At 43.0% G+C, this 13309-nt stretch carries 11 protein-coding genes; 4 read left to right on the top strand and 7 right to left on the bottom strand.

Annotation, left to right across the window (positions count from 1 at the left end; translation table 11 throughout):
* Positions 1-127: 127 nt before the first annotated feature.
* Positions 128-703, top strand: coding sequence for a dCTP deaminase (gene dcd / locus AC5JPO_RS04100; RefSeq protein WP_058024138.1), 576 nt, complete (start codon positions 128-130; stop codon positions 701-703).
* 119 nt (positions 704-822) lie between these two features.
* On the opposite strand, the gene AC5JPO_RS04095 is transcribed toward dcd, so the two are convergent.
* From AC5JPO_RS04095 to AC5JPO_RS04070, 6 genes are all read right to left on the bottom strand, one after another.
* Positions 823-1260, bottom strand: coding sequence for a ClpXP protease specificity-enhancing factor (locus tag AC5JPO_RS04095; protein WP_493853343.1), 438 nt, complete (start codon positions 1258-1260; stop codon positions 823-825).
* Between the two features lie 73 nt (positions 1261-1333).
* Entirely contained in the window at positions 1334-1948 is a 615-nt protein-coding gene (locus tag AC5JPO_RS04090; protein WP_493853342.1) for a glutathione S-transferase N-terminal domain-containing protein, read from the bottom strand.
* Between the two features lie 195 nt (positions 1949-2143).
* On the bottom strand, positions 2144-2857 hold the full coding sequence (locus tag AC5JPO_RS04085) for a cytochrome c1 (protein WP_493843461.1): 714 nt from the start codon (positions 2855-2857) through the stop codon (positions 2144-2146).
* A complete protein-coding gene (locus AC5JPO_RS04080) occupies positions 2857-4062 on the bottom strand; it encodes a cytochrome b (RefSeq protein ID WP_319050424.1) in 1206 nt (401 codons plus the stop codon). The genes AC5JPO_RS04085 and AC5JPO_RS04080 overlap by 1 nt, the downstream gene beginning before the upstream one ends.
* A gap of 22 nt (positions 4063-4084) precedes the next feature.
* Positions 4085-4669, bottom strand: a complete 585-nt coding sequence (gene petA, locus AC5JPO_RS04075) for a ubiquinol-cytochrome c reductase iron-sulfur subunit (RefSeq protein WP_493853341.1) — start codon at positions 4667-4669, stop codon at positions 4085-4087.
* 532 nt (positions 4670-5201) lie between these two features.
* Positions 5202-7145 carry an ATP-binding cassette domain-containing protein gene (locus AC5JPO_RS04070; protein WP_493853340.1) on the bottom strand — a complete coding sequence of 648 codons (1944 nt, stop codon included), beginning with the start codon at positions 7143-7145 and terminating at the stop codon, positions 5202-5204.
* 238 nt (positions 7146-7383) lie between these two features.
* On the opposite strand from AC5JPO_RS04070, the gene AC5JPO_RS04065 reads away from it, so the two are divergent.
* From AC5JPO_RS04065 to AC5JPO_RS04055, 3 genes are all read left to right on the top strand, one after another.
* On the top strand, positions 7384-7641 hold the full coding sequence (locus AC5JPO_RS04065) for a SlyX family protein (RefSeq protein ID WP_443524429.1): 258 nt from the start codon (positions 7384-7386) through the stop codon (positions 7639-7641).
* Positions 7642-7872: 231 nt separating this feature from the next.
* Entirely contained in the window at positions 7873-9075 is a 1203-nt protein-coding gene (locus AC5JPO_RS04060) for an OmpP1/FadL family transporter (RefSeq protein ID WP_493853339.1), read from the top strand.
* A 378-nt stretch (positions 9076-9453) separates the two neighbouring features.
* A complete protein-coding gene (locus AC5JPO_RS04055; RefSeq protein WP_493853338.1) occupies positions 9454-10878 on the top strand; it encodes a hypothetical protein in 1425 nt (474 codons plus the stop codon).
* A gap of 508 nt (positions 10879-11386) precedes the next feature.
* Here the strand turns inward: AC5JPO_RS04055 and putP are convergent.
* The gene (gene putP / locus AC5JPO_RS04050) at positions 11387-12886 is read right to left on the bottom strand and encodes a sodium/proline symporter PutP (RefSeq protein WP_493853337.1); all 1500 of its coding nucleotides are present in this window, start codon (positions 12884-12886) and stop codon (positions 11387-11389) included.
* Between the last annotated feature and the right edge of the window lie 423 nt (positions 12887-13309).

Below are 13309 nucleotides of genomic sequence, written 5' to 3'. Positions count from 1 at the left end.
TAATAAGATAGGGTGTTGGTTACTTAGTCAGTTTAAAACCAATATAGGATAAAGCAGCCATCACGCTATAAATCTAGCTGTCAATTCCGTATAATCGTCGCTATTAAATATTTGCTAAGGAACAACAATGTCTATTAAGTCTGACCGCTGGATTCGTAAAATGGCCGAAGAGCACGGCATGATTGAACCGTACGAGCCAGGTCAAGTGCGCTTTAATGATGCAGGCGAGCGTTTGGTTAGCTACGGCACCTCAAGCTACGGTTATGATGTGCGCTGTGCTCCTGAGTTCAAAGTTTTTACCAACGTGCATTCAGTGGTCGTTGATCCTAAAAACTTCGATGATAAAAGCTTTATCGATATCGTTGGTGACGAGTGTATCATTCCACCAAACTCATTTGCGTTAGCGCGCACGATGGAATATTTCCGTATTCCGCGTGATGTACTGACTATCTGCCTTGGTAAATCAACGTATGCACGCTGCGGTATTATCGTCAATGTAACGCCGCTTGAGCCTGAATGGGAAGGACATGTAACGCTAGAATTTAGTAATACGACCAACCTTCCAGCCCGCATTTATGCCGGTGAAGGGGTGGCGCAGATGCTGTTCTTCCAAAGCGATGCTGATGACGTCTGCGAGACCAGTTATAAAGACCGTGGCGGTAAATACCAAGGTCAGCGTGGCGTGACACTGCCAAGAACCTAGACAGTCAGCTTCTATTCATCATATTAAGAGCCTAAGCCTTTAAATAGGTAACAAAAAAGCCAGTCATATTAATTATGGCTGGCTTTTTTATGTCAAAAACAATTCATTTAATATCTTACCTACTTCAACACTTTTAACCCTGCTTTGTTATCACGCTTTGGTTTTGGTGCTTTTGTGGGACTCTGGCTGGCTGCTGGTACTGAGTCGTCTTCTGGTACATAGTCATCATATTCTTTTGGATCGAAGAACATCCCTTGCGAATTTTCTTTGGCGTAAATGCCCATGACTGCAGTGAGTGGCACCCAAATCTCTTGTGAGACACCGCCGAAGCGCGCGCTAAAGTGTATGTAATCATTTTCCATACTCATATTACCTGTCGCGCGACTGGCAATGTTGAGTACGATACGACCGTCTTGTACATACTCTGTTGGTATTTGAACATTGTCGGCAGTGGCATCTACCATCAAATAAGGCGTCAAAGCGTTGTCTTCTATCCATTGATACAATGCGCGCACCATATAAGGACGGGTCGGTGTGATAGAGGTGGTTTCGCTCATCTAATGATTTCCTATACTAATGATTTTTAATAATTGAAAAATATGTTTTTCGTCGTTTATCAAATGACAAATGCTATTTAACACTTTTTTGGAAGCTACTGCGCTCAAACACTCTCGTTTGGTATTCAAATAATGGACGGCTAATGGCACGTGGCAGCTCAATACCCATCTCATCCAATCGCCATAACAACGGTGCCAACAGTACATCACACCAACCAAACTCATCAGCCATAAAATAAGGCTTGTGAGCAAACAAAGGCGATAAGGTAATTAATGAATCACTGAGCTGTTTTTTGGCAATGGCAGCCTGTGCTTTATTAAAGCTGTCTGGATGCGTCAGCAAACGCTTGCCAAGTACTAACCAATCACGCTGAATGCGCCACGCCAGTTGGCGAAACTGTGCACGCTCTTGCGGTGTCTCAGGGAGCAGTTTGTTTGTGTGATAGCGCTCTTCAAGATATTCAAAAATGACATTAATCTCATAAAGCGCAATCTCACGCTGTTGTAATACAGGCAAGGTATGATAGGGGTTTAGCTCAGTCAAATCTTCAGGGCGCTCAGAATGTAAGCGAGACAAATAGTAAGCGAGCTTTTTTTCTTCAAGTAATAGGCGTACCACATGACTGTCGTAGCCGTCATCAGCATACAAAATTAGCTGACTACTTGGAATGTCATTCGCATCAATCATGAAAGCCTAATGTTAAGAGTGAAGGCTGTCATCGTAAACAAACTCGCAACGTTTATCAAGGTAGTGTACGTAAACATTAGCGCTGAGCGACTTATTTTCCGGCTTATCTAGTATTTACACTCTATATCAAGGCACAAAAAAGCACTACCGAAGTAGTGCCTTTTTTATTTCTAAAAACTAACTGCTGACTATGACTTATTTGACATCTTTCCAGAATTCTTTATTCAATAAGTAAACTGGGATGAGTAGTACTAATAAGAATAGAATTACGAAGAAACCAATTACTTGACGGTCATGACGAGCAGGTTCACCCATCCACGCCATGAAGTTAACCAAGTCACCAACTTCAGATTCAAATTCTTCTTGGCTCAGCTCTTCTTGCATATTGTGCAATACATGAGGCATAGCAGCATTTGCTAGTACTAAGTTATTAGCACCCCAAGGACGGCTTGGATCTTCATAGAACGATAGTAGGTATGTGTATACCCAGTCATCGCCGCGCAGTCGCGTCTCAAGTGATAAATCAGGAGGCGCTGCACCAAACCAAGATGCTTGAACTTCAGGATCGATCTCAGCATCGATATGGTCACCGATTTGATCAGTGGTAACCATCAGATATTTTTCGACCAACTCAGGTGGTATCTCTAAATCTTTGGCAATGCGCGAATGACGAACATACTTTGCTGAGTGACACCCAGCGCAGTAGTTCATAAAGATCTTTGCACCGTTCTGTAACGAGCCCTTATTAGTAAAATCAATAGGGGCAGTGCTACAGGCCAATTGCTCGTCAACACCTTCAGCATTGGTGAACGTACCACATCCACCACCAGCTGCTTGGGCAGTACCAGCAGTTAAGGTCAATGCCGCGCCTAAGCCTAGACCAGCTAGGGATTTAATTAGCGTGTTCATTAGTGACCTCCGGTGACGCGTTCTGGTGGCTGTTTACACTTCTCGATAGCAGTGTAGAACGGCATCAGTAAGAAAAACAAGAAATATAGAACCGTGAATATACGAGACATCAACGTTGCTGTTGGCGTTGCAGGTGTCGCACCCAAGTAACCCAATACAACAAAGCTAATAGCAAAGATAGTCAGGGCAATCTTAGACAAGATACCTTTGTAGCGCATTGAGCGAACAGGAGATCTATCTAGCCAAGGCATTAAGAACAATACCGCAATAGCCGCACCCATCGCAATCACACCGCCAAGCTTATCTGGAACTGCACGCAAGATGGCATAAAATGGTGTGTAGTACCATACTGGTGCAATGTGCGCTGGCGTTTTCAGTGAGTTTGCCGTTTCAAAGTTTGGTGGCTCAAGGAAGAAGCCGCCGCCTTCTGGGAAGAAGAACACCACTGCAAAGAAGCAGATAAAGAATACAACGATACCAACCATGTCATGCACAGTGTAGTAAGGATGGAATTCGATACCGTCCAGTGGCACACCGTTTTTGTCTTTTAGTTTCTTGATGTCGATGCCATCAGGGTTGTTTGAACCCACATGGTGTAGCGCTACAATGTGCATAAATACTAAGCCCACTAGGACTAGCGGAATAGCAACAACATGTAGAGCGAAGAAGCGGTTTAGGGTGATACCAGAGATGATATAGTCACCACGTACCCATTCAGCAAGACCGTCACCAATCACTGGTAGCGCTGCAGGTAGGTTCAAGATAACCTGTGCACCCCAAAACGACATGTTGCCCCACGGTAGTAGGTAACCGAAGAAACCTTCAGCCATCAATGCTAGGTAAATACCCATACCGATGAGCCAGATAAGCTCACGAGGTTTTTGATATGAACCGTATAGCAAGGCTCTAAACATATGCAGGTACACAACCACGAAAAACGCAGAGGCGCCAGTTGAGTGCATATAGCGTATGAGCCAACCGCCTTTTACGTCACGCATGATGTATTCAACAGACGCAAATGCCCCTTCGGCACTTGGGTTGTACATCATCGTCAGCCATATACCAGTCACCAATTGGTTGACCAGTACAATCATCGATAGCACGCCAAAGAAGTACCAAAAGTTGAAGTTCTTTGGTGCGTAGTACTTCGACATATGGTATTCATAGGTTTCAGTCGCCGGAAAACGCGCGTCCACCCAGTGCATTAACTTTTTACCTATACTCATGTTAAGCCTCCCCAACCGTCAAAATGGTACCATCCATACCATATTCTGGAACGGGTAAATTAAGCGGTGCAGGAACGCCACTGTATACGCGACCTGCTAAGTCATATTTTGACCCGTGGCACGGACAGAAAAACCCGCCATACCAATCATTACCACCTAAATCAACCGCGCCCACATCAGGACGGTAGTTTGGTGCACAGCCTAGATGGGTACAAACGCCTTCGACAACCAATACGGTTGGTTCTAAAGAGCGAGTAGGGTTTTTGCAATATTCTGGCTGTAGAGACGCATCAGACTCAGGATCAGATAATAAAGGTGCAACTGATTCTAGTCCTGCGACCATGTCTTCTGTGCGTTTAACCACATAAATAGGTTTGCCACGGTATTTGACAACGATCATTTGTCCATCTTCGATAGAACCAATATCTTGGGTTACTGCAGCCCCTGCAGCCTCAGCTTTAGCGCTTGGGTACCAAGAACGGACAAAAGGTGTCGCCACGGCAGCTACCCCAGCTGCACCAATTGCGGCAGTTGAGGCAATAAGAACTCTACGGCGTTGTACATTAACGCCTTCGGCTTGGCTCATTAATACTTCCTCCAGGTGAATGAAATGGGATTATCCCACACTGGGTTTGTGGCTTAGAAAATATACAATATCAAGCCACTTTAGCTGTGCCTAATTTTGCTAATTGTTGCTATTCTAAGCTATTTCGGTGATAAAATAAATTATTGCGTTAAAAATAAAGCAACCTTGATAGGACATATTATAAGGTTGAATATGACAATCAAACCAAAACAGCAGGATTATCAATGTGTAACGTCGACTTTGTTTTGATCAGGATTGCAAGTGCGATGACCTTATAATTGATAAGGATTTTTAGCAACAGCGAATGATACTTGAAAACCAGGTAATGTTCACTAACTTTCACTACCGAACTGTTTTGTAAAGTGCTGTAAAACAGACATCACCACTATATATAATAAAGTGGTGATGTTTTTATCATGACAGTCATCATCTTTGCCTAGATATAAATACCTATCTAGCTACTCCAGCAAGCTACTCATTATAGCTTGCAACCTATATAAGTCATACCTAAACAAAGACAGATAGCGAGTTGCTAACCTTCTAGTTCGCTCCAGCGTTCAAGCTTAACCATCATCTCATCTTCGATCGTTAATAAACGCTCACTTGCGGCAGTCGCAGCATCTACGTCGGTATTGAACCAAGATCCATCAGCCAGTTTTTCTTGTAACTGAGCTTGTTCGGTCTCAAGCGCCGCGATTTCTTTTGGCAGGCTATCCAGTTCGCGCTGTTCATTGAAATTTAGTTTCTTAGTAGCTTTATTTGGCTTGGTATCTGTGCCAGATTTGTTTGCTGTTTTTTTGCTAGTGACATTATTGGCTGGTGCTTTTGCCGCACGCGCTGCTTCTTCGCGGTTTTTTTGTACCAGATACTCTTGATAGCCACCTACATATTCGCTGACCACTCCTTTGCCGTCTTCATCTTCGCCAAACACCCATGTAGAGGTAACGACATTATCCATGAATGAGCGATCATGGCTGATCAGCAATATCGTACCGCCAAAGCTGGCTACTGATTCTTCTAGCAGTTCAAGCGTTGCCATGTCCAAATCATTAGTTGGCTCATCGAGTACCAGGATATTGGCAGGCTTTAGCAACTGCTTGGCAAGTAAAACACGGTTACGCTCACCACCTGACAATGCTTTGACAGGAGTACGTGCACGCTCTGGTGCAAATAAGAAGTCTTGCAGATAGCTCATGATGTGTGTCTTGCGACCGCCAACTTCGACAAAATCAGACCCTTCTGAGACGTTTTGCGCCACGCTTGCTTCCAGATCTAACTGATCGCGCAACTGATCAAAAAAGGCAATCTTTAGATTAGTACCCAGCTCAACATTACCCGTCTTGGTTATTTCATCATCAGACATATCAAGTAGGGCTTTGATAAGGGTAGTCTTACCAGCACCGTTAGGACCGACAATACCGATTTTATCACCACGCATGATAGTCGTGGTAAAGTCATCTACCAGTACATTGCCATTGTATTCAAGGTGCAAGTTTTTAACCTTACAAACGAGCTTACCGCTTTTTTCGCCTTGACCCATGGTGATGTTTACGTTGCCCACTTGCTCACGGCGAGCGCTACGCTCTTCACGTAGGGCTTTTAGCTCACGGACGCGGCCTTCATTGCGGGTACGACGTGCTTTGATACCTTGGCGAATCCATACTTCTTCTTGCGCCAGCTTTTTATCAAAGTTAGCGTTGTTCTTTTCTTCAGCCTGTAGCTGTAACTCTTTTAGTTCTTGATAGCGTGCATAGCCCCCTTCGCCTTGTGTCACGTCGTAGCTAGTCAGTTGGCCGCGATCAAGCTCAATAATGCGAGTCGATAGCTTATTTACAAATGCTCTATCATGGGTCACAAACAATAAGGTAAGACCTTGCCAGTCAAGCAAGAAGCGCTCAAGCCATTCGATACTTTCAACGTCCAAATGGTTGGTTGGTTCATCCAGTAGGAGTACATCAGGCTTAGTCACTAGTGAGCGCGCAAGTAACACGCGGCGCTTACGACCACCAGAGAGTGATGACAAGTCGTCGTCTGGATCAAGTCCCATGGTGGTGATAAGACGCCTAGCATCGCGTTCTAGATCCCAGCCATGTACCGCATCAATATCATGTTGCAATGTCGCCATATGCTCGCAGGCATCCATGTCACCATTGGCACACATATCGACCTGCTCGTTATAGTTAATGAGCAAGTCAGCTGTACGGCGACTACCACCCATGACAATGTCTAATATACGACCACTAGACTCAGGGACATCCTGTTCTAGCATAGCAACACGCATGCTGCTGTTGGTGATGATTTCACCGCTATCAGGCTGCAATGAGCCATTGATAAGTTTGAATAAAGTTGACTTGCCTTCGCCATTACGGCCAATCAAACAAACACGCTCACCTGAGCTGATAGAAAAATCAATACCATCAAGAACAGGCGCGACGCCAAAGGCTAAGTGAATGTCTTTTAAATGTATCAGTGCCATAGAGTATCTTAAGCTTATATAATAGTGAGGTAGGGGTTGTTGCAAAATTGCCAGCAGTATAACATGCCACCGCTTAACTGTAGTGCGAGTAAATGGTTTTATCAGTACTATTTATGGCGATGACCAACAACTGACATTCTGTGATTGTCATCATAGGCTTACCGCTGGTGTCCAGTATTTATCAACCACTGTGCTCGCTCGCCCTCCGACCTATGCTTACTATACTGTAGAGAACCATATGAACCAATCTGATAACAAAAACGAGGCTTACAATATGCAAGATGACCTGCAAAACCAAGTGATTGACCTGCAAATGAGCTTGACGCATCTTGAGGTCACAGTAGAGCGACTCGATGAGGTTATTGCACGTCAAGATAAGGACATTCAGACCCTACAGCGTCAACTTCAGCTGATTTACAAACAAATTGAGGGACAGGATACAGATAATGGTATTGCACCATTCGATGTCATGGCAGACCGCCCACCACATTACTAACAGATGCAAAAACAGACGTAAATGAGACATATAGCTGGTGATTAATGAATACTATATTAGCATTTTTGAATAAGAGTAACGTCTGGTGACTATGAAGTCATAATTCGGAAATAATGTGTTTTTGCAGTTGTTTTGGTGTTAAAAAATCTTTACTATCTTCCACCTCGGATACTGCTTATCTAGAAAAATCAGATATAGCGGTAAAACAATGCGGATGTTTGGAGATATAAAATGCGCGCCACTTTTCATTTAAAAACTCTTGCAGTAGCTATCGCTGCTCTTTCTGTTGCTAGCGTTGCTAGTGCTGCTGGTCTTGATCGTTCAGGTCAAGATGTCACCGCATTCCTACAAGATGGCACCTATGCTGAAGCTGTTTATACTTATATCGACGCTGATGTAACGGGTGAAGATACTTCAGATAACGATATTGATGACATTGCAGAGTCTTATGACTTTTTCCGTTATGGTGTAAAAGCAGACATCAACGAAACCTTTAGCATTGGTGTTTTATATGATGAGCCTTTCGGTGCAGCGGCTGATTATGTAGGCGATAGTAACTTTGTAGATGCAACAGGTGAAGGTACGAATGTAGAAGTACGTACAGAGAGCATCACTGGTATCCTTGGTGCAAAACTTGGTCAAAACAAAAACTTCCAAATATACGGTGGCCCAGTTGCTCAGCGCGTAGAGGCAGATGTAAAGTTACGTGGTCCTGCTTATAGTGCTGCAAATGGCTATACAACACATATTAGTGCTGATCAAGATTACGGTTATATCGCAGGTGTGGCGTATAGTAAGCCTGAAATTGCATTAAAAGCAGCATTAACGTACCGTTCAGAAATCGAACACAATACGCAAGCGGCTGAAATTTATCCTTTCGCTCCAAGAGTAGGGTTATCAACAGATAGCACCAATACTATTGAGGTTACTACTCCTGAGTCGATAAACTTTGATTTCCAAACAGGTATCAACCCTACAACGCTAGCGACTGCAAAGGTGCGTTGGGTACCATGGAGCGATTTTGCAATTACCCCATCGCTATATAATGGTGTCAGCCAAGTACTTGCAACAACACCTGCTGGTGCTGGTATACCTTTAGATGGTTTAGATTTAGTCAGTTATGACGACGACCAGTGGCAAGTAGAATTAGGTTTGGCTAAGCGCCTCGCACCAGCATTGGCTGTTAGCGGTACTGTAGGTTGGGATAGCGGAGCAGGTAATCCTGTAACTTCACTAGGACCTATCGAAGGCTATTATAGTGCTGGTCTTGGTGCCAAATACAATGTAACCGAAAACTGGGCAGTATCTGCTGGTGGTAAGTACTTATGGTTCGGTGATGCCGAAGGTCAAATCCCAAGTAAAACCATCGTTAGTGATTTTGAAAGCAATGACGGTTTTGTATTGGGTGTAAAGGTTTCTTACCAAGCTCAGTAAATTATAGTTTCACTATAAAATGATTTTTATCGTCTAGTAATAAAAAGAGCGACTCTGTTAAGGGTCGCTTTTTTTTATGCCATACTTCTCGACACGTTTGGTTTGAAATATTGTGAACCAACATATTTAGATTGTTGATATTACTCGGCAATGTAAATATCAGGATGAAACAAAACTAAAAAACAATATTTCACTAATATCTTATTTGTACTGTTCAGTCATAATTGAGAAATAAAGCACTTTAATTGTTGTTTTAGTGTCAAAAAGGCATTAGTATTCAACTTAGGACACGACTTTAATAGTTTCAATGTTTGGTAAATCAATGCTAAATACTGATTATTAAAGTAGTAATACAACAAGGACCGTTGGAGATACATAATGCGCACTACCTTTCACTTGAAAACCCTCGCAGTAGCAATTGCCGCTCTTTCTTTCGCTAGCGTAACCAACGCTGCTGGTCTTGATCGTTCAGGTCAAGATGTCACCGCCTTTTTTCAAGATGGTACCTATGCTGAAGCTGTCTATACTTACATCGATGCTGATGTCAGTGGTAGAGATAGTGCTAATACTAACCCATCTCAAAACGATTATGAACGTGGTAATGCAACGGGTGATATTGCCGAGTCTTACGATTTCTTCCGTTATGGTGTAAAAACTGATATCAACGATACTTTCAGTATTGGTGTTTTATACGATGAGCCTTTTGGCGCAGCAGCTGAATACACGCAAGGTAATTTTGTAGGGCAAGGAGACATTGATGCTTCCATCGCGTCTATTACTGATGGTGCTGCTCCGAGCCTTGCAGCAGCACAATTTGGTATATCTCAACTTGAACCAGGAGAAACTGCTGGTTTGTTGACCGATGAACAACAAGCAAGTTTGGATGGATTGCGTGGAGCAGTAGCAGTAGCAACAGCAGAAGCTACTGGTGCTGGTGAAAATACTAATGTTGAAGTTCGTAGCCAGAGCTTAACAGGTATTCTTGGGATGAAGTTTGGTGCGAATAAAAACTTTCAAATTTATGGTGGTCCAGTAGCACAGCGTATTCAAGCAGAAACAAAACTACGTGGTCTTGCTTACGGTCCTGCTACTGGCTATACGTCAAACAGTAACCCTGATATGGACTATGGTTATATCGCAGGTGTATCTTTTAGTAAGCCTGAAATTGCTTTGAAAGCTGCTTTGACCTACCGTTCTGAAATTGATCATGATGTAGAAATATCTGAGTCTTATCCTTTGGTAGCGATTAGAGCTATATCAGCAGGAGCTACGCCAGAACAGGCAGCAGCGCTGTCAAACAGAGTGAGTAATTATGAGATTTCTACTCCTAAATCAGTCAACTTTGATTTCCAAACAGGTATTAACCCAACGACTTTAGCTACGGCAAAAGTGCGCTGGGTGCCATGGAGTGATTTCGTTATCACACCACCACTTTATAATGATACTAGTAAAATCAGCTATGGCCCTGATGGATTAAACTTGGTTGAGTATGATGATGACCAATGGCAAGTAGAGCTAGGTCTTGCCAAGCGTATTGCACCAGCGTTAGCTGTTAGTGGTACGGTTGGTTGGGATAGTGGTGCTGGCGATCCAACAACATCATTAGGTCCTGTTGAAGGCTACTATAGTGTCGGTCTTGGTGCCAAGTACAACGTAACTGAAAACTGGGCAGTATCAGCTGGCGGTAAATACTTATGGTTCGGTGATGCTCAAGGTCAGCTACCTAGCGATAAAATCGTTGCTGATTTTGAAGACAATGATGGCTTCATCGCTGGTGTAAAACTGTCTTATCAGGGAAAATAGTTTCTTGATGTAACTGTTAGATAATGAAAAAGCGACCTACAATAGGTCGCTTTTTTGTGGACTGTAATATTGTGATTGTTATATAAGGTTTTGAGTATAGGTGGTTATGTGATCATAGTCAGTTGGGGGGGGGGGGACGAGTGCTATTACAATAATAGCGTTTAGCTTCGTAGCTTTATTTATATATTAATGCTAACTTGATACCTGTGGAAGATACGTTGTAGCTGCCCGATGAGTTTTAATGATAGTCGTCTTCATGAGTGAATAACGACATGATGCTGTCATTCTACTATCAATGCTCCAGCGAGATATACATCTAGCGCCATGATGGCTAGATCATTATTCGCTCAAGAATAGATGCATGTATAGTACTTCAGCGCACTGCCTCAATTACTTCACTTATCGCAGCTGCTTAGCTTATAGTTAAGAGTTACTGATAAGCAAAGTCAAAAAAACCTCGCCATTAGTGGCGAGGTTTTTTGTCATAGAGTAAAGCGAGTGTCTCAACTTATTTATTTAAGTTAAGCTCCATCTCTTTATATTTAGCAGATACTGAAGGTCTTGGACCACCAGTCATAATACTAACGGCAAAGATAGCGATAGTGCTTAAGATAAAGCCTGGAACGATAGCATATAACCAGCTGTTAAGCGCCATACCATCGACTTGGAACGGACCATAGATCCATAGGATAACTGTCAACGCACCAACAACCATACCAGCGACAGCACCGTTACGGTTCATACCACGCCATGTTAAGCTAAAGATAACCAATGGACCGAAGGCTGCACCAAATCCTGCCCATGCATTAGAAACCAAGTTCAATACTGAGCTATCTGGGTTAGAGGCTAGCATAATAGCGACAACAGCAACGACTATCACTGAGATACGACCAACCAATACCTGACGAGCTTCTGGCGCGTCTTTATCAAAGAATAGCTTGTAAACATCTTTTGTTAGAGAGCTTGATACCACCAACAGCTGTGATGAAATCGTACTCATGATGGCAGCTAGAATCGCCGCTAATAAGAAACCTGAAACCAATGGATGGAACAAGAACTGAGTAAATACTAAGAAAATCGTCTCAGGATCATCAAGCGTCATCGCTGTTTTTTGTACATATGCGCGACCAGCAAAACCAGTCATCAATGAACCGATAAGACTAACAACCATCCAGCTCATACCGATATTACGTGCTGTCGGTACATCTCTAACCGAGCGAATAGCCATAAAGCGTACAATAATATGCGGCTGACCGAAGTAACCAAGACCCCATGCCATGAGTGAAATAATACCGATGACACTCATACCGCTAGTCACATCTAGAAGAGTTGGATCAATATTTCTAACTGCTTCACTTGTAGCAGAAATACCACCAAGATCAGTAAAGGCCACGACAGGTACGATTACCATAGCAAAAAGCATGATAACACCCTGCACAAAATCCGTCATTGATACCGCTAGGAAGCCGCCGAATAACGTATAGGCAACAACGACACCAGCAGTAACCCATAGACCAGTACTGTAGGATAGGTTAAGTGAGCTTTCGAAAAGCTTACCGCCACCTACTAGACTTGCAGCCGTGTAAACGGTAAAGAATAGAATGATAACCACCGCCGAGATAACGCGTAGCATGTGCGACTTATCTTCAAAGCGGTTGGCAAAGTAATCTGGTAAGGTGATAGCATTGTCTGCAACTTCGGTATAAACACGAAGGCGAGGCGCTACAATGATGTAGTTTAGAAGGGCACCAAGGGTCAAACCAAGTGCAATCCATACACTGACGACACCGTCAGCATACATATAGCCTGGAAGACCAAGTAATAACCAACCTGACATATCTGAGGCGCCTGCTGATAGTGCAGTTACCGCTGGGCCCAAGTTACGACCTCCAAGCATGTAGCCTTCAGTATCATTGGCTTGCTTAAAGTAAGCATAGACGCCAATCCCTATCATCACTAAAAAATAGGCGCCAAGCGATATCAGCACGCCACTAGAAACTCCGTTCATATAAATTATCCTTAACCAACATGGTTGGCTGTAATTATTTTTTAACTATAAAAGTCTTCATCCTACAAGGCGATGTTCAAAACAATATCTAAAGACAAAAAAAGCCATTAATGTGAGACATAATGGCTTTTTTCAGTATCTAATGTAGTTTTATATGATTGAGATGGCTCTATGGCTAGCACTCATATAGAGATAGAGAACAACGGGAATGTCGCATTCCGCTTATTTATTATTGCTCGCATCTGCTATTTATATATGAGTATTAGCAACCTACATAATCAATCAGATGAAACCATTAAACTTACTGTTAACCATCATATCTTACTAGAAGTATTCGATATATGACTATCAGTGTCCCTGTGGTAAGTTTTTGTTATTAAAGCAACGTCAAGCGCATTATAACGCATGGCAGTCACAAATGCG

The organism is Psychrobacter sp. H25 (genome assembly GCF_059076335.1).
The sequence above is the reverse complement of the archived record's forward strand: the minus strand, read 5'-3'. Positions and strand labels throughout refer to the sequence as shown.

What these genes read in the sequence shown, in the direction of transcription:
- dcd (WP_058024138.1), top strand. Translation starts at nt 128, where the DNA reads ATGTCTATTAAGTCTGACCGCTGGATTCGTAAAATGGCCGAAGAGCAC.
- AC5JPO_RS04070 (WP_493853340.1), bottom strand. Translation starts at nt 7,145, where the DNA reads ATGGCACTGATACATTTAAAAGACATTCACTTAGCCTTTGGCGTCGCG.
- AC5JPO_RS04055 (WP_493853338.1), top strand. Translation starts at nt 9,454, where the DNA reads ATGCGCACTACCTTTCACTTGAAAACCCTCGCAGTAGCAATTGCCGCT.
- AC5JPO_RS04080 (WP_319050424.1), bottom strand. Translation starts at nt 4,062, where the DNA reads ATGCACTGGGTGGACGCGCGTTTTCCGGCGACTGAAACCTATGAATAC.
- AC5JPO_RS04085 (WP_493843461.1), bottom strand. Translation starts at nt 2,857, where the DNA reads ATGAACACGCTAATTAAATCCCTAGCTGGTCTAGGCTTAGGCGCGGCA.
- AC5JPO_RS04090 (WP_493853342.1), bottom strand. Translation starts at nt 1,948, where the DNA reads ATGATTGATGCGAATGACATTCCAAGTAGTCAGCTAATTTTGTATGCT.
- petA (WP_493853341.1), bottom strand. Translation starts at nt 4,669, where the DNA reads ATGAGCCAAGCCGAAGGCGTTAATGTACAACGCCGTAGAGTTCTTATT.
- putP (WP_493853337.1), bottom strand. Translation starts at nt 12,886, where the DNA reads ATGAACGGAGTTTCTAGTGGCGTGCTGATATCGCTTGGCGCCTATTTT.
- AC5JPO_RS04095 (WP_493853343.1), bottom strand. Translation starts at nt 1,260, where the DNA reads ATGAGCGAAACCACCTCTATCACACCGACCCGTCCTTATATGGTGCGC.
- AC5JPO_RS04065 (WP_443524429.1), top strand. Translation starts at nt 7,384, where the DNA reads ATGAACCAATCTGATAACAAAAACGAGGCTTACAATATGCAAGATGAC.
- AC5JPO_RS04060 (WP_493853339.1), top strand. Translation starts at nt 7,873, where the DNA reads ATGCGCGCCACTTTTCATTTAAAAACTCTTGCAGTAGCTATCGCTGCT.